General features: G+C 65.8%; 20 protein-coding genes. 12 read left to right on the top strand and 8 right to left on the bottom strand.

Annotated elements, in window-relative coordinates; translation table 11 throughout:
• Nucleotides 1–96 precede the first annotated feature (96 nt).
• The 3 genes from UP09_RS00435 to UP09_RS38705 all read right to left on the bottom strand — a co-directional run bounded on the left by UP09_RS00435 (nucleotide 97) and on the right by UP09_RS38705 (nucleotide 3,039).
• Nucleotides 97–1,311 (bottom strand): extensin family protein, encoded by a 1,215-nt coding sequence (locus UP09_RS00435; RefSeq protein ID WP_044536027.1) that lies wholly within the window; start codon nucleotides 1,309–1,311, stop codon nucleotides 97–99.
• A gap of 465 nt (nucleotides 1,312–1,776) precedes the next feature.
• Complete coding sequence (locus UP09_RS37330) at nucleotides 1,777–2,118, bottom strand: hypothetical protein (protein ID WP_156164373.1); 342 nt, start codon at nucleotides 2,116–2,118, stop codon at nucleotides 1,777–1,779.
• Nucleotides 2,119–2,220: 102 nt separating this feature from the next.
• Nucleotides 2,221–3,039, bottom strand: coding sequence for a DUF2147 domain-containing protein (locus tag UP09_RS38705; RefSeq protein WP_044536025.1), 819 nt, complete (start codon nucleotides 3,037–3,039; stop codon nucleotides 2,221–2,223).
• 183 nt (nucleotides 3,040–3,222) lie between these two features.
• Between UP09_RS38705 and UP09_RS00420 the strand changes: the two genes are divergently transcribed.
• The 7 genes from UP09_RS00420 to UP09_RS00390 all read left to right on the top strand — a co-directional run bounded on the left by UP09_RS00420 (nucleotide 3,223) and on the right by UP09_RS00390 (nucleotide 11,221).
• Nucleotides 3,223–3,975 (top strand): DUF2147 domain-containing protein, encoded by a 753-nt coding sequence (locus UP09_RS00420; RefSeq protein WP_044536024.1) that lies wholly within the window; start codon nucleotides 3,223–3,225, stop codon nucleotides 3,973–3,975.
• Between the two features lie 257 nt (nucleotides 3,976–4,232).
• Nucleotides 4,233–5,345: a helix-turn-helix domain-containing protein gene (locus UP09_RS00415; protein WP_044536023.1), complete on the top strand. Its 1,113-nt coding sequence runs from the start codon at nucleotides 4,233–4,235 to the stop codon at nucleotides 5,343–5,345.
• 134 nt (nucleotides 5,346–5,479) lie between these two features.
• The gene (locus UP09_RS38345; RefSeq protein ID WP_044536022.1) at nucleotides 5,480–6,511 is read left to right on the top strand and encodes an alpha/beta hydrolase family protein; all 1,032 of its coding nucleotides are present in this window, start codon (nucleotides 5,480–5,482) and stop codon (nucleotides 6,509–6,511) included.
• A gap of 19 nt (nucleotides 6,512–6,530) precedes the next feature.
• Entirely contained in the window at nucleotides 6,531–8,411 is a 1,881-nt protein-coding gene (locus tag UP09_RS00405) for an outer membrane protein assembly factor BamB family protein (RefSeq protein ID WP_245301718.1), read from the top strand.
• A 61-nt stretch (nucleotides 8,412–8,472) separates the two neighbouring features.
• Nucleotides 8,473–9,087, top strand: coding sequence for an inner membrane-spanning protein YciB (locus tag UP09_RS00400; RefSeq protein WP_044536021.1), 615 nt, complete (start codon nucleotides 8,473–8,475; stop codon nucleotides 9,085–9,087).
• 160 nt (nucleotides 9,088–9,247) lie between these two features.
• Nucleotides 9,248–9,574 (top strand): hypothetical protein, encoded by a 327-nt coding sequence (locus UP09_RS36160; RefSeq protein ID WP_245301717.1) that lies wholly within the window; start codon nucleotides 9,248–9,250, stop codon nucleotides 9,572–9,574.
• Nucleotides 9,575–9,739: 165 nt separating this feature from the next.
• Nucleotides 9,740–11,221: a FecR domain-containing protein gene (locus UP09_RS00390; RefSeq protein ID WP_349643887.1), complete on the top strand. Its 1,482-nt coding sequence runs from the start codon at nucleotides 9,740–9,742 to the stop codon at nucleotides 11,219–11,221.
• A 13-nt stretch (nucleotides 11,222–11,234) separates the two neighbouring features.
• Here the strand turns inward: UP09_RS00390 and UP09_RS38885 are convergent, their stop codons facing one another.
• Complete coding sequence (locus tag UP09_RS38885; protein ID WP_082069912.1) at nucleotides 11,235–11,999, bottom strand: NUDIX hydrolase; 765 nt, start codon at nucleotides 11,997–11,999, stop codon at nucleotides 11,235–11,237.
• A gap of 81 nt (nucleotides 12,000–12,080) precedes the next feature.
• Nucleotides 12,081–12,950 carry an archaetidylserine decarboxylase gene (gene asd, locus UP09_RS00380; protein WP_044536019.1) on the bottom strand — a complete coding sequence of 290 codons (870 nt, stop codon included), beginning with the start codon at nucleotides 12,948–12,950 and terminating at the stop codon, nucleotides 12,081–12,083.
• A 34-nt stretch (nucleotides 12,951–12,984) separates the two neighbouring features.
• Between asd and UP09_RS00375 the strand changes: the two genes are divergently transcribed.
• On the top strand, nucleotides 12,985–14,649 hold the full coding sequence (locus UP09_RS00375) for an aminotransferase class III-fold pyridoxal phosphate-dependent enzyme (protein WP_044536018.1): 1,665 nt from the start codon (nucleotides 12,985–12,987) through the stop codon (nucleotides 14,647–14,649).
• Between the two features lie 282 nt (nucleotides 14,650–14,931).
• Here UP09_RS00375 and UP09_RS00370 read toward each other — a convergent pair whose 3' ends face one another.
• The 3 genes from UP09_RS00370 to UP09_RS00360 all read right to left on the bottom strand — a co-directional run bounded on the left by UP09_RS00370 (nucleotide 14,932) and on the right by UP09_RS00360 (nucleotide 17,437).
• The gene (locus UP09_RS00370) at nucleotides 14,932–15,549 is read right to left on the bottom strand and encodes a hypothetical protein (protein WP_044536017.1); all 618 of its coding nucleotides are present in this window, start codon (nucleotides 15,547–15,549) and stop codon (nucleotides 14,932–14,934) included.
• A gap of 116 nt (nucleotides 15,550–15,665) precedes the next feature.
• Nucleotides 15,666–16,355 (bottom strand): class I SAM-dependent methyltransferase, encoded by a 690-nt coding sequence (locus tag UP09_RS00365; protein WP_044536016.1) that lies wholly within the window; start codon nucleotides 16,353–16,355, stop codon nucleotides 15,666–15,668.
• Nucleotides 16,356–16,381: 26 nt separating this feature from the next.
• Nucleotides 16,382–17,437, bottom strand: coding sequence for a glycosyltransferase family 4 protein (locus UP09_RS00360; protein WP_044536015.1), 1,056 nt, complete (start codon nucleotides 17,435–17,437; stop codon nucleotides 16,382–16,384).
• A 138-nt stretch (nucleotides 17,438–17,575) separates the two neighbouring features.
• On the opposite strand from UP09_RS00360, the gene UP09_RS00355 reads away from it, so the two are divergent.
• The 4 genes from UP09_RS00355 (at nucleotide 17,576) to UP09_RS00340 (ending at nucleotide 22,488) form a co-directional block, all read left to right on the top strand.
• Nucleotides 17,576–18,970 carry a TAXI family TRAP transporter solute-binding subunit gene (locus UP09_RS00355; protein WP_044536189.1) on the top strand — a complete coding sequence of 465 codons (1,395 nt, stop codon included), beginning with the start codon at nucleotides 17,576–17,578 and terminating at the stop codon, nucleotides 18,968–18,970.
• Nucleotides 18,971–19,067: 97 nt separating this feature from the next.
• Nucleotides 19,068–19,820 (top strand): sulfite exporter TauE/SafE family protein, encoded by a 753-nt coding sequence (locus UP09_RS00350; RefSeq protein ID WP_044536014.1) that lies wholly within the window; start codon nucleotides 19,068–19,070, stop codon nucleotides 19,818–19,820.
• 208 nt (nucleotides 19,821–20,028) lie between these two features.
• Nucleotides 20,029–20,715, top strand: coding sequence for a L,D-transpeptidase (locus UP09_RS00345; RefSeq protein WP_044536013.1), 687 nt, complete (start codon nucleotides 20,029–20,031; stop codon nucleotides 20,713–20,715).
• A 204-nt stretch (nucleotides 20,716–20,919) separates the two neighbouring features.
• A complete protein-coding gene (locus tag UP09_RS00340) occupies nucleotides 20,920–22,488 on the top strand; it encodes a DUF4403 family protein (protein WP_044536012.1) in 1,569 nt (522 codons plus the stop codon).
• Nucleotides 22,489–22,566: the final 78 nt, after the last annotated feature.

Raw genomic sequence — 22,566 nt, 5'->3', positions numbered from 1 at the left:
AATCAGCCGGGCCCATCCGGCTCCGCAATCATATGCAGCCAAAAGTGGCCACCGTTTGCGCGGTCGCCCGGTAATAATACGGATACCAGAGGCGCCCTACTCGTCCGTCAACTCGTCCTCTTCGTTGACCCCGGGCTTGCCCCGCGGGGCGACCGGCCGGCGGCCAAGCGATCCTGTGGCATACGGTTCGCGCGCTGCATAGGGGCCGCGGCCACCGGCACGGGAGGCAACTTCCTCGCCCGAGACGGCTGACGGTTCGCAGATGATGCGGCGGCTGGCGCGGCGCATCAGGTCCACATGGATATGGTCGTAGTGATATTTGTTGGAGCCCGGCGCCAGCACCGTATTGAACTCCCGGCAGGCGGCGGCCTGGACGTCGCGCAGAAAGCCCTGCTCCTCCGGCATGCCCTTCCAGCCGTCCTTGACGCTGATCCGCCGGCCGTCGGCGAGCGTGAAGGCGGCGATATCGAGCGCGTTACCGAAGGCGTGCTCGGAAATATGCGCATTCGGATTGCCGTTCATGCCGCGGCAGGAATAGGCCGAGATCTGCTTGATCTCGACCACCCGCGCGCCGAACCAGCGCTGCGCCGCCGGCTGCACGGACTCGGCGAGCCAGTGCTCCAGCACCGAGACGATCGGGCACGCCAGCGTCGCCGTCGGCTTCACCGCGACCGGGCCGACCGCCATCACCTGGTTGCCGATGGGCGGACCGAGCCGCGGCGGCGGTGCCGCGTCCTGCGGCTGCTGAGAATAGGGCGCCGGTGAATAGGGCGCGGCCGCGCTGTCGCGCTGCGGATTGGCATGAAGGCCCGGATAATACGGTCTGCCGCCTCTCGGCTCGGGCGCGCCTTCCGCCGGCAGGTCGATCTCTTCCTGCTGCGGGTCGACGCCGGGCGCAGTCAGCGAGACCGGCCCGTTCGGCTGAGCGCCATAGCCTGGCTGGCCCACGGCCTGGTTGGAATAAGGCGCCTGCGCGGGCGGCGGGCTCGCTTGCGGATTGATCGGCCAGCGCGGCTGGTTGCCGATCGGCGCCGGCGGGCGCAGATCGTCGGCAAAGCCATAACTCGAGTTGGCCTCCCCGAGCGCGGCAACCTTGAGCGGGAATTCCGCACCGCAGACGCCCGGACCGGCGATCGGGTCGATCCGAACGAGGTCGGCGCTCTCCTTGACGGCGCCGGATTTCAAACATGCGGCCTCTGCCTCGGCCCGCCACGGCTCGCGCTCGGCGGTCTGAAACAGACCGCGCCCGCAACCAGCCAGCGAAACAAGGACAAGGGAGCCGACGAGATACAAACGAACTCCACGCGTCATGCGCGCAGGTTCACCGAATTTATTTAAGGACTCTTCAACGCATTGAATTCACGTCTCTTTAACCATGCGGCGGAACCCGGCGCCGCATTGGAGATGGCAGGATGGACAGCAGTGCTGACTTTTTTGGCCGGGAACGTCTTGCTAGCTTTGTGGTTAATACAGGCAGCGTGTGAGCCAAGGGAGTTTCCCAATGGATTTCGCGAGTCCTCTGCTGAGCAAGCTGGGCATTGTGGCTGCGTACGTCGCGTTCGCCTTCGTCGGCGCCATCATCCTCGGCGTTTTCTAGAGGTCGCATCGGATCTGGATTTTCGCGCCCGGCGGCCGCCCCCGCCGGGCGCGTTGTTGTTTGGGCCACCCGTCATTGCGAGGAGCGAAAGCGACGAAGCAATCCATGCCTCCGCACGTGCGGCTCGATGGATTGCTTCGCGTTGCTCGCAATGACGCGGGATAGATCCGCGCAGACAATCAAAAATTCGAACAGCTCGATCCGGTGATGCCGCCGACCTTGAAGTCGTGGCAGACCAGCCCCGGATTGTCAGGATCAGGATAGCCGTCATCAGGCTTGGCACGCTCGCGGACCGTATGGCTGAAGCGCCAGCCGCGGGCGCGCATGCAGGTCTTGTATTGGATTGACGTCGCCGTGCCGTTCTGTGGGGCGCCTACTTGCGCATCGCAGGATGCGGTATCGACGTGGAGCGCGTCGTCGCTGCGCTTCTGCTTCAGCATGTCGGTGTAGATGTCGTTGTCGGCATGGGCGGCGACGGCGCTGCCGAGCAGCAGCAGCGCAACCAGGCTCAGGCGTTTCATGTTGGCCTCCATCGCTTCGGAAAATGCGTTGACCTCTATCGGTCGCGCGCGACGGAGCCGCCGGTTCGAACCCGGTCGATTACAAATTGGACATTTGCCAGGTCAGGACCGCGGCTCGGGCTGGCTCTGCCGCTGCGTGATCACGCGCTGCTGCCGCGGTGTGCGCGAGACGCGGGTCCAGTCGGCCGTGGTGCAATAGAAGCGGCCGAGCGCGCAGGCTGCGACCAGCATCCTGTCCGGATCAGTCAATTCGATCGTGCCGTAATAGGTGTTGCCGCTATCATGGCTGTAGATGTTGCCGCTCCACTGCGCATCCTGCTTTGGCTTCATGTTGATCAACACCGCTTCGCCCAAATCGCGCGTCTCGCGATCGAGCGCGTAGCCGCATAGCGCGCGGCCGCAGAGGCGAATGCGCACCAGGTTGTTGGCTTCAGTCTGCCAGTCCCCGATCGGGCCTTCGGCCGGTTCGTCCTCGGGCTCGCGCGACACACGCACGACCTGCGGCACCGGCCGCGCGGGCTCCGCCGGTCGCACCACCGGCGGCGGAGTTGGTGGTGGTGGCGGCGGAACGACAACAGCGGGCGGCGGTGCGGTGACCACGCGCGGCGGAGGTGCAGGCGCCGGTGGTGTGGCGATCGGCGGCAATGCGACAGGAGCCGGCTTGTAGACGACGACTGGCGGTGGATTGCTTGCAGGCGCGGCCGGAATCGCTGCAGATGCCGGCGGCGGCTTCGTCACGCGAGCATCATCGCCACCATCATCGCGCCTGGATGCGCCATCGACCGACACGCAAGAGAGCGAGCGGCACCGAACCGAGTCGAGATGGATCCGATGGCCGCCGATCGAAAACGAGATGCCGTTGCCGGCATGAGCGGACGGACTGAACAGCATCAACGCGGCGAGCAAGCAGAAGCGCTTCATCGAGGCCTCCTCGGGTATCGGTCAACACGCTAGCCGCGAGGCGCTCACGGTGCTGTGAGCTGAGTCACGCGCCCATTTGTCCGACGCGCGCGGGCCCTGTGACTCCAGTCACAGAAGACGGCGCCGACGGCGCGTAGCGTTCACGCCAGATGCACCCCACCGTTCACGCTGAAGGAGGCTCTCATGAAAAGGCTCGTTGCAATCGCTGTGCTGCTGATGGCCACCACCTCCGCTTATGCCGGCGGCTCCGGCATCACCGTCCAGATCGACGGCCAGCGCATCCATGTCGAGGCGCCGCGCAACTGCAACGCGCTGTCCTGCATCCGCATCTCGGCGCCGGGCTACAGCGGCACGATCGGCAACATCAATCTCAAGGGGCTCGGCTCGAAGAAGGACGACGATGACGATTTTGCGTCGGCGCCGCCGGCCGCGCCTGCGCCTGCGCCGGTTCAGGCTGCAGCGCCGCAACCGACCGCACCGGTTGCGTCCACTGTCGCGCCGCCCCCTCCTTCTGCTCCAGCCGCGAGGGTTGCGACCGCGGCACCTGCGCCGGTTGAGGCCGCGCCCGTTGCGCCCGCACCTTCCCCGGTCGCCGCGCAACCCGCGCCGCTGCCGCAACCCGCTCCCGTCGCCGCAGCAACGGCGCCCACCGCAACCGGACCGATCGGCATCTGGGCCACCGAAGAGAACAAAGGCAACGTCCGCGTCGAACAATGCGGCGTCAATCTCTGCGGTTATTCCGTCAAGACCAACGCGCGAATCCTGATCAACATGAAGCCCGACGGCAACAAGTGGAGCGGCCGCATCCACGATCCCGACTCCGACCGCAACTACGACTCGACGATCGCGATGAAGGGCCCCGACGCGATGCGCGTACAAGGTTGCGCCTTCGGCGGCATGTTCTGCGGCGGCCAGACCTGGAAGCGGGTCAGCTAGCGTATCGTCATGGCCGGGCATAGCCGTCCGAAGGACGGCGTCGCTTCCGCTCGCCTATGCCCGGCCATCCACGTCTTGCTGTCCGCGGAACAAAAGACGTGGATGCCCGGGACAAGCCCGGGCATGACGAGCCTGTGGATCGGATTAGGCACACCAAACCTACAGCGTGATCCGCATATGCCGCTTCATGCGGATCGTCCGGCACGGTATAACAGCCCGACTGTGAACTTGAGTTGAATTCGCGGAGGACGGCTGCGATGGCATTGACGGCTCTTGATCTCGGCCTCCGCGGTGCGGTGGTCGGGCTGTTCCTGGTGGTTTGCGCTGACTTGTTGCTGCGCTACACGACGGTCCACCGTGCCGCGAGCCTCGGTGCCGCCATGGGCGTGGCCGGTGCGGCGTACGCGATCTCGACTGCGCCGTTCTTTCCGACCTGGTCATTCGGCTGGAGCTCGCCGTTGGTCGCGCTCGGCATGAGCTCTCCCGTGATCCTGTGGCTGTGGGCGCGAATGATATTCGATGAACATTTTACGCTACGACCCTGGCATGCGGCTATTTGGATGCTGATGGCCGGCCTCGGCGTCGTGGCCTTCAACGGTTGGACCAGCTGGCCCGGGCTTGCAGCGACGTGCGGACGCCTGCTGGCTGCAGCGTCGATCGCCTTCGCCGTTCTGGCGATTGCGCAGACGGCGAAGGGATGGCGCAAGGCGATCACGACAGCACGCGGCCGGTTGCTGGTCGCGCTGCTGATTGGCATCAGCAGCCAGATCGTGCTCAGCGCTTCCGCAGGGCTCGCTGGAATTCCAAACCGGTCGATCAGCCTGACCGTCGCCTGCGGCCTCGGCGCATTCGCGCTGCTGTCGATCTGGATGATGCTGTTTGATCCGCCCGAAAGCCAGCCGGCCGTGGCCGGCGCGGGTGCCGGAAGCGGCGACGCCGGCCGGGCATCCGGGTCGTCCGTACGCACCAGCCCGCCGGCAACGGACCGCGCTTCGCTCCATCGCCTGGAATACCTGATGACAACCGAACGGACCTACCGGCAGGAAGGGTTGACCATCGGCCTGCTGGCGGTCCGGCTCGGAGTGCCGGAATACCGGCTGCGAACACTGATCAACGACGGCCTCGGTCACCGCAATTTCAACGCCTTCCTCAACCGCTATCGCATCGACGAGGCCAAGGCGGCACTCGCCGATCTCGGCCAGGCCGAGGTTCCGGTGCTGACGATTGCCCTGGACGCCGGGTTCCAGTCGCTTGCGCCGTTCAACCGGGCGTTCAAGGCCGACACCGGATTGACGCCGACAGAATTTCGCCGAAAGGCGGCTACCGGGCAAAACATCTACCGCGAAGCCGAAATTGCTCGTTCGAGCTGACAATTCGCTCCTCGATTTCAGAATTCGATAGGCCTGCAGCCGCGCGATCTGCCTAGGGTGTGCCGTAACGACTCCGCTTCGGGACCTCGCAGGTGAATAGGGTTGCAGTTTTAGCCGCGATGACACTGGGCCTTATGGCTCAGCCTTCCGTAGCCATTGCGGCCGCGGTGACGTGGCAATGTCCCGACGGCTATCAGGTCCATCAAGGCCTCAACGTCGATTTTCCCCACAAGGGGATGAAGCGGTCGTTCTGGGTCTATCCTCCGGCCAACGGCGCGAGCCCGGCACCGGTATGGGTGCCGCTGACCGGCACGGTCGAATCCACCAACGACAACCTGACTGCGCCGCGCAGCGGCGCCAATGCGCTGATGGCGCAAGAGGGTTTCATGGTGATCGGGCCGGTGCGGCAATGCGCCGACGGCGATCCGGCCTATGCCGGTCCGCGCTGCAACGGCCCCGGCACCGACGGCTGGAATTGGAAGCCATGGAACGAGGGCCGCGCGGCCAACGCTAGCGGCGAACCATGGAAACAGGACGCCGGTCCCGACGCCAGCTTCTTCCAGGCGGCGATCCAATGTGCCGGAACCAGATGGAAGCTCGATCCCGAGCGTTTTTATATCGGCGGCATCTCCTCCGGCGGCACCATGACCAACCGGGCGCTGTTGTTCGATTCAAACTTCTGGGCCGGCGGCATGCCGATCTCGGGCGAATGGTATGTGACGCGTGACGACGGCGCGGGGCTTTCCTTCAACGACGCACGCAGCCTCATGGCCGCCAATCCGACCGACATCACGCAGGGCCGGGTCGGCCCCTACCCGCTGCCGGCGCGGCTTGGACCGATGATCGTCATCACGCTCTGGGGCGGCAACAAGGATCTGTGGAATTGCGGCCCGTCGATCGGCCTGTGTGCGGACTACCGCCCGTCGACGCAGGCGAGCTCCAACTTCTTTGCGAGCCAGCCTGATGTGGTTCATGTCGGATGCAGTTCGACCCACGGACATATGTGGCCGCAGGTCAACACCCAGGCCTTCAACGCCTGGGCCCTGAAGACGATGGCCTCACATCCAAAGGGCGCGAGCCCGAAGGATTTCGTCCTCACGCCGCCCCCGGACGGCTATCAATGCCACATCGGCGCCTTCACCGATCACTATCCGGAGCGGGGTTGATCGCATGGGCGTCTCGCGCGTGAGCAACCGGCTTTCGACACTGTTGGCGTTGGGCGCCAGCGTATTGCTGCCTGTCGCTGCCGCCTCGGCCGATGATCCTGCGCCCGGCAAGGCGCTGTACGAGCAGCGTTGCGCCGGCTGTCACGATCGCGCCAGCGATCGCACGCCATCGCGCGAGATCCTGTCGCGGAATCCGCCCGCCTTCATCCTCAGCGCCATGAGCCAAGTCATGGCGCCGATGGCGGCTGGCCTGTCGCAGGACGAGATGAAGGCGATCGCGCTCTATCTCAGCGCTGCCGCGCCTCAACCCGGTGATCCCAACCCGAACGCGATCTGGGGGCCTTCGTCCGCACAGCTGCCGCTCGACGGCCCCAAATGCGAGGGACCGCTGCCGCCAATCGATCTGTCGAGCCCGCAATGGAACGGCTGGTCCCCGCGGCCCGACAACGCTCGCTATCAGCCCGACCCGGGGTTCGCGGCGGCCGACGTGCCGCGGCTCAAGGTCAAATGGGCCTTCCACTACCCCGGCTCGAAGAACGGCCAAGCCACCGTGATCGGCAACCGGCTCTATGTGACCAGCATGTCGGGCGCGGTCTACGCGCTCGATGCGCGCTCGGGCTGCGTCTACTGGCGGTTCGACTCGCTTGCGGCGACGCGATCGAGCGTCTCGATCGGCAGAATCGCGAACCGGCCCGGCCATCGCACCGCCCTCTACTTCTCGGACTGGACCAAGAGCGCGGTCGCCATCGACGCCGAGACCGGCGAGCCGATCTGGCGCACCAAGGTCGACGACAGCACCGGGCTGCAGATGACGGGATCGCCGACGCTCCATGACGGCGTGCTGCTGGTGCCGGTTTCGACCGGCAACGAGGCCTTCGCCCGCAACGACGACTATGTCTGCTGCAAGTTCATCGGCTCGCTGGTCGCGCTCGACGCCAACAGCGGCGAGATTCTCTGGAAGACCTACACGACCGACAAGAAGCCGGAGCCCTACCGGTTGAACGCCAAGGGCAGGCAAATGTGGGGCCCCTCGGGCGGCTCGATCTGGAGCGCGCCGACGATCGATCCGGCGCGCGGCCTGATCTATGTCGCGACCTCCAACTCGCATACTGACGCCTTCCATGACGGCGCCGATGCCGTGATCGCGATGGATATCAAGACCGGCGCTGTCAGGTGGAAGAACCAGCTGCTGAAGGACGACAACTACATCATCGGCTGCCCCGCCGCCGCCAACTGCCCGCATCCGGTCGGACCGGATTTTGCGCTGGGCGACTCCGTGATCCTGCATACGCTGAAGGACGGCAAGCAGATGCTGATCGCCGGCCAGAAGTCGGGCGACGTCTACGCGCTTGATCCCGACGCTGACGGAAAAATCATCTGGCGCCATCGCCTCAGCAGCGGCAGTGCATTGGGCGGCGTCGAGTTCGGCTCGGCGGCCGACGGGGACAATGTCTATGTCGGCATTTCCGACGTGGTGAATTTTCGCGATCCAAAACCCGGGCTGACCGCGATCCGGATCGCTGATGGCACGATCCTTTGGAACACGCCGGCACCCAAGACGCCCTGCCGATGGACCAACGTCTTCTGCTCCGGCGCCATCTCGATGGCGGTCACCGCGATCCCCGGTGTGGTGTTCGCCGCCTCGATGGACGGGCACTTTCGCGCTTATGCGGCTGACGACGGCAATGTCGTCTGGGACTTCAACACCGCCGCCGACCCCATCAACGACGTGCTCGGCAAGCCGGCCTATGGCGGCGTGATGGATGGCGCGGGACCGACAATCGTGAACGGCATGGTCTATGTTCATTCCGGCTATGCCGGACGCTCGACCGCCAACATCTATGACCTCAAAGGCAAGGAAGGAAATTTGCTGATCGCGTTTTCGGTCGACGGCAAGTGATCCAAGCATTGCGCGCGCGGCATGCCTGTCGCGCGGCCAGGACAACGGAGTTCAACGTCCCATGAAAAACTTTCTCAACGCCGCCCGCCTGCTGCTGCTCGACCTGGCGTCGACCTTTGTCTTCCTCGTCCTGTTCCTGCTGACGCACAATACGGCGCTTTCGGTCGGCCTCGGCATCGCCTTTGGCGTCGCGCAGATCGGGCTCCAGTTCGTCCGCCGAAAGCGGATCGAGACCATGGAGTGGCTGAGCCTGTTCCTGGTCGTCGCTGCGGGCACCGCGACGCTGCTCACCCATGACCCCCGCTTTGTGCTGATCAAGCCGAGCGTGATCTACGCGATCGTCGGCGTCGTGATGCTCAAGCCCGGCTGGCTCAATCGCTACCTGCCCGAGATCGCAAAGACGGTCATCCCCGACGTCGCCGTCGTGGTTGGCTACGTCTGGGCGGGGCTGATGTTCGTCTCCGCCGCAGTGAATGCGTTCGTCGCGTTGACGAGCGACATCGCGACATGGGCCGTGGTGATGCCGATCTACGGCATCGTCAGCAAGGTGGTGGTGTTCCTCGGCGGATATGCCGCCATGCGCATGATCGCGCGGCGGCGGATCTACGCCATGCCGGCCGCCGAACGGGACGCCGTGCTGGCCCTCGACGGTCGCACCGCAACCGCGTCGCCATGACGGGCGCGCTCCGCGCACGCGGCCGGTGCGTGGTTAATGAAACAAAGCAGCGTGCGACGAAACCGTTTTCCGCTCCCGACGAAGAATTGCGGAAACGAAACCTCCCTAGTGATGCCGTCCGACAGCGCGCCGCTCTGGCGCGATGACCAAGGGGGACATCATGGCTTTCACCGCGTCTGCGCTTCGTCACGGCAAATTGCTCGCCGCAACCGCCTTCACGCTCGGTCTGCTGACCTCGGCGTCGTATGCCTACACGGAGGAGCAGCAGCAGATGTGCACCGGCGACGCGATGCGGCTGTGCAGCGCCGAGATTCCCGACGTCGATCGCGTCACCGCCTGCATGGTCCGCCAGCGTGCGCTGCTCAGCGACGGCTGCAAGGCGGTGTTCCGCTACGAGCCGCCGGCAGCGGCCGCGCAGCCCGCGAATTATTCGCCCGCCGGCAAGCCCGCAAAGCCGCTTAACATCGCTCCGCACAAGCGCGGCTGAGCAATCCCTGCGACGGACCGAATAAGCGCCGCGTTGCCCTGGCCGGGAGCGCGGTGCTTGATCGTCACGGCCTGCCATGACAACAAGGCAATGCCGTTCATACGGCATTCAGCCTGACACGGCTCAATTGCCGGTCCGTCAGGGGCTTCCCGGGAATCGATGGTGATGCGGCGCAGGCTGTCTTTCGCGCTTCTGCTTGGTGCCGGCTTCATCATGGGCTGGCAGGCGCAAGCCGTCGCGGCGCCCGAAGTGATTCAACTGGCGCAAGCGCAGCCATCTGCACAGGCACCTGCGCCCACCACCCCGGCACCAGGCGCGACGCCGGCGACACCTGCACCCGCGACTCCGCCAGCGGCGGCCGCGACGCCCGAGCCGATCGGCAACGTCGCGACATTGACCGGCACCGCCACGGTCACCCGCAACAAAATCACCGCGCCGCTGCAAATCCGCGACGACATCTACGCCAATGACGAGGTCGCGACCGCGGCGACGTCGTCGCTCGGCATCACCTTCAACGATGCCACCACCTTCAACCTGCGGGCCAACGCCAAGATCACCATCGACAGCTATGTCTATGAAGACGGCGGCCAGCAGAACAACGCGCTGTTCAACGTCGCCAAGGGCACGGCGGCCTTTGTCGCCGCTGCCGTCGCCAAGACCGGCAACATGAAGATATCGACGCCGACGGCAACGCTCGGCATCCGCGGCACCACGGGCCTCGTCGAGGTGCCGGAAGGCGCGACCGCGACCAGCGACAATATTGGCATCAAGCTCTATCCCGACCCCGACGGACACGTCGGACGCATCGAGGTCGCCGACCGCAGCGGCACCTCGCTTGGCGTGTTGACGCGCGGCGCGAGCGGTTTTGCTATACGCCCCGGCACCGGCGGCGCCCGCTTCGCCGCGGTGCCGCTGACGATCTCGCCGCAGCAGATGGCGCGCGACCAGGGCTTTGTGCGCGCGGTGCACAGCGCGCAGACAGTGGGACGGCAGGTCGTCAGCGAACAGCGCGACTTCCGCCGCGCCAATCCGGACTTCCGTCGCGCCAATCCGGCCGCGCCCTATCCGAACCGCGGCCAGCCGGCGCAGCCGAACCAACGCCAGAACGGAGTGCCGGGCCAGAACCGCAACACGCCACAACAACCGGGTCAGCCGAACCGTCCCGGCCAGCCGCAGCAACCGGGCGCGCCCGGCCGGCAGGGCTCGCAGCAGCAGCCGGGCACGCAGCCGCAAGGCGCCGCGCAGCACAACCTGCCCGGCCAGCCCGGCGGCGCGGCGCTGCCGCGCGCTCCGGGCGCGCAGCCTCCGGCGGGACAACAGCCGGCGGGACAGCAACCTGCTCGCCAAGAACCTGCCCGCCAAGGCAGTGCAACACAGCCAAGCGGTGTACAGCCGGGAAGCCCGCGCGGGCCGGCAGGCACGCAGCCGCCTGGCGGTGTGCGGCAGCCCGGTGCTCCGCAGCAAAACGGCGCGCTGCCACCATCGGTTCGCCCGCAAGGCCAGCCGCAACCATCAGGCATTCAGCAGGCTACACCCGGCGCACCACGGCCCGGCGTGCAACGGCCGGCCGCACCGCGACCCGGCGTGCAGCAACGGCGCCCGCCTGCACCGAAGGCTGCAAAGCCTCCGCCAAAGAAGCGCAAATAAGAGAAAGTCCGGCTCAGACCGCGCGGCCCAGCCAGTCCCGGACCCGCTGAATGAGGTTTCGACGCACAGCGTTCGCCGGGGCGATCGCGACCGGCTCGACGGCAGGTGCGAATGACGGCTGCTCCGCAGGCGCGACCGGGTCGATAGCCTGCTCCGCCGCCATGACTTCGCCTACCTCAACCACGTCGTCCTGCGGCACCATGGCCGGCGCGTCCGGTTCGGTCAGCGCCGCGGGCATCCCCTCGACCGGCGGCGTTTCCTCGACCACGGGCATCTCCCCAGCGGCCGGTGGCACCGCGGGACCCCGGCTACGGCGTTTCTCCGCCGCCGCGGCCCGCGCGCGGGCACGCCGCACGCTCTCGGCACGCTCCGCGGCCTGCAGCGCGATCGGGCCGACATTTTCCAGGAAGGCGCGCTCATAGCCGCGCGACAGGCGGTCGAGCGCGTCCTCGAGCGGCAGCCAGTCGACCGCCCGGATGTCGTTCATCAGTTCGCGCACCGGTCTGTCGCCGGCATCCATCCGCCAATAATGCACCACCTTGGAGCGGCCGCCGGACTCGTAGACCAGCGTGCCGATGAACTCGTGCACGTCCACGTCGTGGCCGGTTTCCTCGAGTACCTCGCGCTCGGCGGCATCGCGCGGCGTCTCGCCGGCATCGAGCTTGCCCTTCGGCAGCACCCATTCATTACGCTTGCGCAGACGCACGACAGCAAACCGCGGCGGCGCGTCCCGCCGCAGCACAATGCCTCCCGCCGCCAGAACAGGCGTCCGTGCCATCTCGTATCCCAAGGGTTTGCGATCTTACAATCGTCTCAGACGATCGCGCCGATATAAAGACACCCGACGGAAAAATCGAGATCAGACCACAGGTTTTCGCAGCAGCGGCTCGCCGCATTTGATCCGCGTTCCCTCCGCAACGTTGTCGCAGAATTCGAAATTGTCGGGCGCCAGCACGATGATGGTCGAGCCGTGCTCGAACCAGCCGAGCTCATCGCCCTTCTTCACCTGCGCATCGCACGGAAAATCGACCGGCCCCCGCGACTGCGCGTTCAGCGTGACGTCGAGGAAATGCAGGCGGAGGCTCGCCACCAAAATGGCGGCGACCGGAACCAGCGTCAGCGCCTCGCCGGTCGCAAGTTTCGCGCGCAGCACCGCGCGTTCGTTCTTGCAAAACAGCCGCTCGACCCGCTTCAGCGCGATCGGATTGACGTTCCAGACGTCGCCATGAATGAACGTGACCTTGTCGATCGCAAGGTCCGCAGGCGCGTGGAAGCGATGATACATGCTCGAGGTCAGCCGCAGCGTGACGAAGCGACCGTTTTTGTGCTGCTCGAGCAGGTCAGGGTCTCCGAGCAGATCGAGCAGCGAATAGGGCGCGCCCTTGACCTGGAACAACTGCCCGTCCTCGATCCGTCCATGGGCGCCGATGATCGCGTCCGAGGGGCTCGCGATGATGGCGGGATCGGCTGCGACCGGGCGCAGGCCGGGCTTCAGCTCGCGGGTGAAGCAGTCGTGCAGGCTCCTGAACTCGGTCTTCTTGGCTTCCGACAGGTCGAGGTCGGAGAACAGCCGCCAGCAGGTGATCGAGGCGTCGCGCACCAGGGGGTTCTCGATCTTGGAGAACCAGCCCATGAACCGGGTCACCACCGCCCGCGGAATCCGGTTGGTCAACAGGAAATTGAGGTCTTCCTGCTGGGTGAACGCCGCGATCAGGCCCTTCGCTGTCATGAATTTGTTAGATGCTGACGCTAGCGCTTCTGTCATGGATTCATCCCTTCCGATTCTCTCGCTGTCCGCCGCCGCGCTTGCCGGCGCCGCCGCAGCCTTCCCCAAAGTCAAGGCACGGCTTGCCCTGTCGCGCGCCAAGCACCGCTCGCTGACCGGACATTCCAAGATGTCCAAGATGGTGGCGCGCCTGGTGCCGCACTACGAATTCGACATCGACGACTTCTTTCGCTCCGACGGTGCGCCGTCCGAGGTCGCGATGCAGCGCCAGGACGGCTTCTTCCGTCTCGCCGGCATCTACCAAGACCGCTACTCCAAGGGCCGCGCGCTCACCGCCGAGGTCTCGGACCGCATCTCGGACCTGCAGTTCACCGAAACCTACCGCGTGCCGTTCCAGTACAGCCGCCTGGTGCGCGAACACCTCAACACCTCGGCCTTCGTGCAGGCCTCGAAGGGCGTCACCGTCACCGACCCCGACGGCAATGTCTTCTACGACCTGACCGGCTCCTACGGCGTCAACATCTTCGGCAACGACTTCTACAAGGAGTGCATCGCCGAGGGCGAGAAGCGTGCGCAGGCGCTCGGCCCGGTGCTCGGTCCCTACCACCCTGTGATCGCCGACAACGTCAAGCGGCTCTGCGAGATCTCCGGCCTCGACGAGGTCTCGTTCCACATGTCCGGCACCGAAGCCGTCATGCAGGCGGTGCGGCTGGCGCGCTACCACACCAAGCGGACGCATCTGGTTCGGTTCGCCGGCTCCTATCATGGCTGGTGGGGCGAGGTGCAGCCCGGCGTCGGAAATCCGGTGTCGCCGCATGAGACCTACACGCTCGCCGACATGTCGGAGAAGACGCTGCACGTGCTGCGAACCCGCAAGGACATCGCCTGCGTGCTGGTCAACCCGCTGCAGGCGCTGCATCCGAATTCCAACGCGCCCGGCGATTCCGCCCTGGTCGACTCTTCGCGCTCCTCGCGTTACGACCGCGCCGCCTACACCGAATGGCTGGCGAAGCTGCGCGAGGTCTGCACCGAGCGCGGCATCGTCCTGATCTTCGACGAGGTGTTCGTCGGCTTCCGCCTCGCCGCCGGCGGCGCCCAGGAATATTTCGGCGTCAAGGCCGACATGGTAACTTACGGCAAGAGCCTTGCCGGCGGCCTCCCCGTGGGCGCGGTCTGCGGTCGCAAGGATCTGATGCGGCGCTTCCGCGACGATCGTCCCGCCGACGTCTGCTTTGCCCGCGGCACCTTCAACTCGCATCCTTATGTGATGACGGCGATGGACGAGTTTTTGAGCCGGCTCGCCAGCCCGAACTTCCGCTCGATCTATAACGGCCTCGACGAGACCTGGAACGGCCGCGCCACCGCGCTGAACGACCGCCTCGCCGCCGAGGGGCTTCCGGTGCGCGTCGGCAACATCTCGTCGATCTGGACCGTCGGTTACACCGAGCCGTCCCGCTACAACTGGATGCTGCAATATTATCTGCGGGCCGAGGGACTGGCGCTGAGCTGGGTCGGCACCGGCCGCCTGATCTTCAGCCTCAACTACACCGACGCCGACTTCACCGAGGTCGCCGACCGCTTCGTCACAGCTTGCGAGAAGATGAAGCGCGATGGCTGGTGGTGGCACCAGGAAGGCCTCACCAACAAGAACATCAAGCGGCAGATCCTCAAGGAGATGCTCGCGGTGAAGTTCAAGCGCTAGAAGCTCGCACCGCTGTCTCGCCCCCTCGCCCCGCCCTTGCGGGGAGAGGGTTGGGGTGAGGGGCTGCCTCCACAACATCGGTGACAGACGGACTCGCGGTGAGCCTCCCTCACCCGGATCGCATCTGACGATGCGATCCGACCTCTCCCCACACGCGGGGCGAGGTGAAGCGTGCGCGCTGGCGAAGAGATTCAAACCGAAGCTATCCTTGTGAAGCCCTAAGACGGTGATGCCCGGGACTAGCCCGGGCATCACGCAGTTCCAAGACGTTGGGTTCAACGATCAGGCGTGCTTGACGTGCTTCTCGAGACCCGGATCGATCAGTTCGCCCTTCATCAGGAACAGCGGCGCCTTGTGATAGAGCTTCAGGTCGTGGAAGGGGTCGGTGATGATCTTGGTCATCCAGACGAGGCCGGTCTCGATGTCGCGGATGAAGAACAGATGGATGGTGCGGAACAAGAGGCCGCCGACGCCGACCACGAGCCAGATCTTGGCCACCTGACGGGCGAAGTCGGTCATCGACACCCACGGCTTGAACAGGCCGAACAGGGTCGGATCGAAATACAGCACCATCGGCGAGAGCGCCCAGATCGCCATCAGCACGACCTTGCGCTGCAGATTGTAGCCGACCTTGATGTCTTCCTTGTGCTCGTGGGTGGCGTGGTTGACGTGGTCGTAGCCCTTCGGCTCGAAGAAGAAGTGACCGGCCTGCCGCGAGGTCATCGAGACCAGCCAGCCGACCAGCGCCGACACCACCGGATCGAAGAACAGCATCACATAGGCAAACACGAAGCTCAGCGCGCTGACGAAGTGCAGGCTCTGGTTGATCCGGCTGTGATGATAGAAGCGGTGGTCATCCCAGCGCTGGGTACGCAGTTCTTGCAGGAAATTCTTGATCATTGGTTCCCCCAACATCTTTCGGAACTTGGTTTACAGGGATTCGATGTACGGCGTGTGACATCATCATAATGACATATAACGATGTGCAGCGACGCCTTGACGCAACGGGTGCGGCCTCAGGCCGCTTTGGCCACGTCCACCTTGCGGAAACGGACCAGCGAGAAGTGGCCGAGCGGCGGGATCAGGCGGCGCTCGGCGAGCTCCATGCCCTTCGTGCCGGCCAGCCATTTGGTGTAGCGCGACCAGGCGAACTCGGCGGTACGGAAGCCGAGCGGACGCACCACCGGCTGCAGCTTCTGCTCGATGAAGCGGCGCATGCCGGCATCGGCGCTGACACGGGTCAGGATGATCAGCTCGCCGCCCGGACGCACCACGCGGGCGAACTCGTCGAGCGCCACTTCCGGGTTAGGCACCGCGGTGACGACATACTGCGCCATCACCACGTCGAACGAATCGTCAGGAAATTCGAGCTTCTCGGCGTCCATCACCGCGAGCCCCTCGACGTTCTTCAGATTGTATTCCGCGACGCGCTTCTTGGCCTTGTCCAGCATCGCTTCCGAAATGTCGGTGCCGAAGATGCGGACGTTCTGGCTGTAAAGCGGCAGCGAGATGCCGGTGCCGACGCCGACCTCGAGCACACGGCCGCCGATCTTGTTGGTGGCCTGGATCGCGGCCTGCCGGCCCTTGCTGAACACGCCGCCGAATACGAGGTCGTAGATCGGCGCCCAGCGGTCGTAGGCCTGCTCGACCGTCTCGCGGTCGAAGTCCAGGGGACGGTTGGCGTCGAGCTTGATGATATTTGCCATAGATGGTCTCTCGTTCGGTTGAGGTCTTAATTCGGAACAGCAGTCCGGCCGGCGACGCGGCGGGCGGGCCGCGGGGCGCGGCTCGGCTGCAACGTGGCCAGATTGCCGATGAACTGACGCGCACTGTTTTCCCAGGAACGCTCGAGCGCGAAACTGCGGCAGGTCGCGCGCGACATCGTCAGCGCGCGCAGGCAGGCGCTGCGCAAATCGTTGTCGATGGCGCCGATCGGATGATCCGCGATCACGTCCTTCGGGCCGGTGACCGGGAACGCCGCCACCGGCGTGCCGCAAGCCAGCGCCTCGAGCTGCACGACGCCGAAGGTGTCGGTGAGGCTCGGGAACACGAAGACATCAGCGGCGGCGAGATGCGAGGTCAGGTCCTGTCCCTTTTTCTCGCCGAGGAAGATCGCGTCGGGATATTTCAGCGCGAGCGCCGCCTTCTGCGGCCCGTCGCCGACCACGACCTTGGAACCCGGCAGGTCGAGCGACAGGAACGCGTCGAGATTCTTCTCCACCGCAACGCGGCCCATGGTCATGAAGATCGGTCGCGGCAAATCGAGGCTGGCCGGGTGATCCGGATGGAACAACTGGGTGTCGACGCCGCGAGTCCAGAAGCCGAGCTTGCGGAAGCCGCGCTCGGTGAGCTCCTGCCGCAACGAGTCGGTCGCGACCATCGTCATCGACGCCGCGGCGTGGAAGTGGCGCAGCACGGCGTAACCCACGCTGTCCGGAATCCCGGTTCGTACCGAGACATATTCCGGAAACCGCGTGGTGTAGGAAGTCGTGAATGCCAGCTTGTTGCGCCAGCAATAGCCGCGCACCGACCAGCCGATCGGACCTTCGGTCGCGATGTGGATCGCGTCCGGCGCGGCCTCTTCGATCCGGCGCGCGATCTCGCGGCGGTTCGGCAGCGCGACGCGCAGGCCCGGATAGGTCGGCACCCCGACCGAGCGAAAGCCATCGGGCGTGAGGAATTCGATGTCGGCGCCGAGCCCCGCGGCGCTGCGCGCCAGCGAGGTCAACGTCCTCACCACGCCGTTGACTTGCGGATGCCAGGCATCGGTCGCAACCAGTATGCGCATTGCAGGAGATCCAAATCGTTAATTTTGATTCTGCTCCCACGACGTTCTGACATGGATGTTTCAAACGTATGACGTCATCGAAATGTAAGGTTGTTTTTCGCGGCGTTCCGCCGCTTTTTGGTGTATCGTGACAGTAAGATGTCAGAGCAGAGCGAAAATCCCGGCGCCACGCGCCGCAGGCTCAGGCGAAGAAACTCGTCGCTGCTGATCCTTGCGGCGGGCATCTTCGTGTTCGGCATCCTCGGCAGCACGCTCTATTACGCGATGCGTCCGGTGACGTTGCGGATTGCGGTCGGGCCGCCTGGCAGCGACGACCTGAAACTGGTGCAGGCGTTCACGCAGGCCTTTGCGCACAACGGCAGCACGGTTCGGCTGCGGCCGACCACGACCCTGGGCGCCGCCGAGAGCATCGCCCTGTTCACCGCCGGCAAGGTCGACCTCGCGGTCGCGCGCGGCGATCTCAATGTGCCGGCCAGCGCCGAGTCGGTTTCGATCCTGCGCAAGAATGTCGTCGTGCTGTGGGCGCCGTCGGGCGCACCGCCGAAGGGCGCAAAGCGGTCCGCGGCCTCGAAGGTCAAGAGCATCGGCGATCTCGCGGGCCACAAGGTCGGCGTGATCGGCCGCACCGACGCCAACGTCACGCTGTTGCGTGTGATCCTCACCGAGTCCGGCGTCAATCCGGACAAGGTTGCGGTCAGCCAGTTCGCCGTCAGCCAGATCGCCGATCTGGCGCGCGACCTCTCGCTCGACGCCTACATGACGGTCGGGCCGCTCGACAGCAAGATCACGTCAGATGCGATCGCGGCCACGGCGGCCGCGCGCGGCGAACCGAAGTTCCTGCCGATCGACGTCTCGGAGGCGATCGCGCAGAAGCATCCGCTCTACGAGTCCGAGGAGATCGCGGGAAGCATCTTCTCGTCGTCTCCCGCGCGGCCCGAGGACAAGGTCGAGACCGTCGGCGTCAATCATGTGATCGTCGCGCAGCATACCCTGAGCGAGGCGACCGTCGGCGCGCTGCTCCGGCAAATCTTCACGGTGCGCCCGCAGATCGCCCACGACGTGCCTGCTGCGACCAAGATCGAGAAGCCCGACACCGACAAGGATGCCGCGCTGCCGGCGCACCCGGGCGCCGCCGCCTATATTGACGGCACCGAACGCACCTTCATGGAGAAATACTCCGACTACATCTGGGGCGGAATCCTGCTGCTGTCAGGCGTCGGCTCGGCGGGCGCCTGGCTGCGCCATTACCTCAAGCGCAACGAGCGCGAGCAATACATCACCCATCGCGACAATTTGCTTGAGTTGATCTCCAAGGTGCGCGGCGCCGAGACCACCGAAGAGCTGGCGGCGATGCAGGGCCAGGCCGACGATCTGCTGCGCGAGGCGCTCGACTGCTACGACGACGGCGCAATTGAGGAAGGCGATCTCTCGGTGATCGGCCTGACGCTCGAGCAATTCCACCACGCCATCGCCGACCGCCGCGCCGCGATCGGCGGCACCACGCCGGGCCTGCCGCGGATGCGGGCCAGCTAAGGCCAGCTCGCGCCATTGTACCGAGAGCAATGTTCGGGTTGCGCGTGCATACTCGCAGCGCCATGTTGCGCGCGATCGCAACGCTGCAAACGACACCATGATCGCATCCGCCATCGCAGATCTGCCCGGGCCTTTCACGCTCGCGATCGCCCTCGCCGGCGTGTTCCTGATCGCCTTCATGAAGGGCGCGTTCGGCGGCGGCTTTGCGATCGTCGGCATCCCGCTGCTGTCGCTGGCGATGGACCCGATCGCGGCAGGCGCGTTGCTGGCGCCATTGTTCATCGTCATGGACGTCACGGCGCTGCGCTACTGGCGGCCGAACACCTGGTCGCGCGTCGACCTTGCGATGCTGTTGCCGGCGCTGGTCGTCGGCGTCGGGCTCGGTTACTTCGTGCTGCGCGATCTCGACCGGCATGCCGTCGAGATCGTGATGGGCCTGGTGACGCTGGCGTTCGCGGCGACGTGGTTTCTCGGCGGCGGCGAGATCAAGCCGCGTCCGCGCTCGACGCTCAAGGCCACGCTGGCCGGCCTCTCCTCCGGAGTCACCACGATGGTGGCTCATTCGGGCGGGCCGCCGCTTGCGATCTACCTGCTGCCGCTCGGCATGTCGAAGGCGCTCTATGCCGGCACCACCAGCCTGTTCTTCACGGTCGGCAACCTGCTGAAGGCCGGCCCTTGGCTCGTGCTCGCCACGCCCTCGAAGAGCCTGTGGCTGCTGATGGCGCTGTGCGTGCCGGCCGTGCCGGCAGGCGTCTGGGCAGGGTGGCGGCTGCATGAGCGTCTCGACCAGCGCGCGCTCTACCGCGCCTGCTACGCCATTCTGGTCGTCACCGCGGCAAAGCTGCTGTGAGACGGGCTGGCCGGATATCTCCATGCCTGAGGGCGCCCCCGGCAATCCGCCGTTAACCGCCCCGACGAAACACGCACGAAACAATTCCCTAACGCCACGAAACCATTTTGGCGATTTCGTGCAAACGTCCTGAAACGCCTGACCTGTACTGGTTTGCCTCAACGACGCGCCGAATGGGCGCGCAGGGCGCAAACAACAGGGGTCGACAATGTTCAATTCCATCAGAGTGAACGCACGTGTCGCTGCCGCCGCCTTTGGCGCGCTGGCGCTTGGCACCCTTGCCTTTTCCGCTTCCGCCGCAGCCGCTCCGCTGCCGATCTTCCCGTTCATCCTGACGCCGCCGACCGAGGCGGCCCCGCCGGTGCAGTCGATGCCGCAGGTCCAGGATGAAGACCGTTCCGCAGAGCTGTCCGCGCGCCTGAAGCGGCAGATCGTCAGCTATCCGACCCGCGAGGCGCCCGGCACCGTTATCATCGATACCCCGCACACCTATCTTTACTACGTGCTGGGCGGCGGCCAGGCGATCCGCTACGGGATCGGCGTCGGCCGCGAGGGCTTCACCTGGTCGGGCACCCAGACCATCACCAAGAAGGCGGAGTGGCCGGATTGGACCCCGCCCCCGGAAATGATCGCCCGCCAGCCTTACCTGCCGCGCCACATGGCCGGCGGCCCCGGCAACCCGCTCGGCGCCCGCGCGATGTATCTCGGCGGCACCGTCTACCGCATCCACGGCACCAACGCGCCGGAGACGATCGGCACCCACGTCTCCTCGGGCTGCCTGCGCCTCACCAATGAAGACGTCGCGGACCTCTATTCGCGGGTCAATGTCGGCACCAAGGTGATCGTGCTGCCGATGACCGATCGCCGCGCGGACCTCGGCTCGGCCATCCGCTAAATCGGACACATCCAGACACCGACGACGGCTCCGGCATTCCCGCCGGGGCCGTTGTCGCGTTCGTGAGCGAGCGTGATCGTTAACCTCTTCGCCGCATTGGCGGCGGCCGGCAATTTCCGCCCCTGAAGAAGCCCGATCCGGCCACACTGGCGCCCCCGTCGGCAGGCCTGTACAACCCGTCTGTTCATTTCAGCCGGGGGAATGATGCGTCTTCCGATGCATCCAAAGACAATGTTGCTCGGGATCGCCGTCGTGGCGGTGTCGTTCGTGGTCAGCCTGCTGGCCATGAACTGGCTTGCGCCGCGCGCCACCGTACAGCAGCCGCAGCTTGTGCAATTGCCGCCGCTGCCACCGGCGCCGCGCTCCTCGACGATCGTGGCGCAGGTCGCCGTCGCACTGTCGGCGATCCGCGATGCCGCCGAACGCGGCGCCCCGAAGACCTTTGCCGGCAAGGCCGACAACCCGGTGTCGCAGATCCTGCAGAACGCCGATATCGGCTGGACCGCGTCGCGCGGGCCGATCGCTGTCACCGGCGCGCAGGACGTGTTGACGCTGGCCACCCCGATCACCGGAACCCTCAAGGTCACCGGCTCGCTGTCGGCCAAGGCGACCGGCGCGGTCGGCGACGCGCTCGGCAGCCTGCTCGGCGGCAATGTCGCCAAGCAGATCGGTGCCGTGCACATCAAGCAGCTCAACGCCGACGCCGAGATCAAGGGCAACGTCACCCTCACTTCGCGGCCGAAGCTCGGCGCGTCCTGGCGGATCGAGCCGAACCTGCAGGCGCAGGTCAATCTCAATGACTCCAGCCTGTCGGCCGCCGGCGTCAAGGTCAGCGTGCCCGCCCAGGTCAAGCCTGTGATCGACAAGCAGGTCGCCGATCAGATCGCCGCCGTGCAGGCGAGATTGCGCAACGACCCGACCTTCGAGAACAACGCGCGCGCCCAATGGACCAAGGCCTGCCGCTCGATCCCGCTGCAGGGCACCGGCGGAACCTCGTCGATGCCGCCGATGTGGCTGGAGCTGCGGCCGACCCGCGCGATCGCGGCGCAGCCGAAGGTCGATGCGTCATCGATGATCATCACGATGGGAATAGAGGCCGAGACCCGTATCACCGAAACCCAGACCGCCCCGACCTGCCCGTTCCCCGAGAAACTCACGATCGTGCCGCCGATGCCGAGCAAGGTCGCGATCGGCCTGCCGGTCGACATGTCGTTCACGACGCTGACCCAGCTCATCGAGGCCCAGCTCAAGGGCAAGACCTTCCCCGAGGACGGCTCCGGTTCGGTCGACGTCACGGTCAAGCATGCGGGCGTTGCCGCCTCCGGCGACCGCCTGCTGATCTCGCTGCTGGTGCACGCCAAGGAAAAAACCAGCTGGCTCGGCCTCGGCGCCGAGGCGACCGTGCACATCTGGGGCCGGCCACGGCTCGACCAGCAGGCGCAGACGCTGCGGTTGACCGACGTCGAACTGGCGGTCGAATCCGAGGCCGCGTTCGGCCTGCTCGGCGCGGCCGCACGGGCCGCGATCCCGAAGCTGCAACAGGCGCTCGCCGACCGGCTGATCGTCGACCTGAAGCCGTTCGCCAACAACGCGCAACGCAAGCTCTCCTCCGCCATCGCCGACCTGCAGAAGAACGAGGTGGGGCTCCGCATCGATGCGGAGGTCACCGCCGTCCGCCTTGCCGGGATCGAATTCGATTCGAAGACGTTGCGGGTGCTCGTGGAGACCGACGGCACCATCAACGCAGCCGTGAGCGCGTTGCCGGCGCTGTGAGCGGCGGAAGCCAACGGTCCGTCGATACCGGCTATGCCCAAAAAGTCGACTTTGCGACAGGTTGCCGCACCGGTAGAA

It is taken from the genome of Bradyrhizobium sp. LTSP885, assembly GCF_000938305.1.
Taxonomy (GTDB): domain Bacteria; phylum Pseudomonadota; class Alphaproteobacteria; order Rhizobiales; family Xanthobacteraceae; genus Bradyrhizobium.
This window is presented reverse-complemented; position numbering and strand designations above follow the sequence as displayed.

Excerpts from the sequence above, each read along its gene's own strand:
- UP09_RS00435 (WP_044536027.1), bottom strand. The coding sequence starts at position 1,311 with ATGACGCGTGGAGTTCGTTTGTATCTCGTCGGCTCCCTTGTCCTTGTT.
- UP09_RS37330 (WP_156164373.1), bottom strand. The coding sequence starts at position 2,118 with ATGAAACGCCTGAGCCTGGTTGCGCTGCTGCTGCTCGGCAGCGCCGTC.
- UP09_RS38705 (WP_044536025.1), bottom strand. The coding sequence starts at position 3,039 with ATGAAGCGCTTCTGCTTGCTCGCCGCGTTGATGCTGTTCAGTCCGTCC.
- UP09_RS00420 (WP_044536024.1), top strand. The coding sequence starts at position 3,223 with ATGAAAAGGCTCGTTGCAATCGCTGTGCTGCTGATGGCCACCACCTCC.
- UP09_RS00415 (WP_044536023.1), top strand. The coding sequence starts at position 4,233 with ATGGCATTGACGGCTCTTGATCTCGGCCTCCGCGGTGCGGTGGTCGGG.
- UP09_RS38345 (WP_044536022.1), top strand. The coding sequence starts at position 5,480 with ATGGCTCAGCCTTCCGTAGCCATTGCGGCCGCGGTGACGTGGCAATGT.
- UP09_RS00400 (WP_044536021.1), top strand. The coding sequence starts at position 8,473 with ATGAAAAACTTTCTCAACGCCGCCCGCCTGCTGCTGCTCGACCTGGCG.
- UP09_RS36160 (WP_245301717.1), top strand. The coding sequence starts at position 9,248 with ATGGCTTTCACCGCGTCTGCGCTTCGTCACGGCAAATTGCTCGCCGCA.
- UP09_RS00390 (WP_349643887.1), top strand. The coding sequence starts at position 9,740 with ATGCGGCGCAGGCTGTCTTTCGCGCTTCTGCTTGGTGCCGGCTTCATC.
- UP09_RS38885 (WP_082069912.1), bottom strand. The coding sequence starts at position 11,999 with ATGGCACGGACGCCTGTTCTGGCGGCGGGAGGCATTGTGCTGCGGCGG.
- asd (WP_044536019.1), bottom strand. The coding sequence starts at position 12,950 with ATGACAGCGAAGGGCCTGATCGCGGCGTTCACCCAGCAGGAAGACCTC.
- UP09_RS00375 (WP_044536018.1), top strand. The coding sequence starts at position 12,985 with ATGGATTCATCCCTTCCGATTCTCTCGCTGTCCGCCGCCGCGCTTGCC.
- UP09_RS00370 (WP_044536017.1), bottom strand. The coding sequence starts at position 15,549 with ATGATCAAGAATTTCCTGCAAGAACTGCGTACCCAGCGCTGGGATGAC.
- UP09_RS00365 (WP_044536016.1), bottom strand. The coding sequence starts at position 16,355 with ATGGCAAATATCATCAAGCTCGACGCCAACCGTCCCCTGGACTTCGAC.
- UP09_RS00360 (WP_044536015.1), bottom strand. The coding sequence starts at position 17,437 with ATGCGCATACTGGTTGCGACCGATGCCTGGCATCCGCAAGTCAACGGC.
- UP09_RS00355 (WP_044536189.1), top strand. The coding sequence starts at position 17,576 with ATGTCAGAGCAGAGCGAAAATCCCGGCGCCACGCGCCGCAGGCTCAGG.
- UP09_RS00350 (WP_044536014.1), top strand. The coding sequence starts at position 19,068 with ATGATCGCATCCGCCATCGCAGATCTGCCCGGGCCTTTCACGCTCGCG.
- UP09_RS00345 (WP_044536013.1), top strand. The coding sequence starts at position 20,029 with ATGTTCAATTCCATCAGAGTGAACGCACGTGTCGCTGCCGCCGCCTTT.
- UP09_RS00340 (WP_044536012.1), top strand. The coding sequence starts at position 20,920 with ATGCGTCTTCCGATGCATCCAAAGACAATGTTGCTCGGGATCGCCGTC.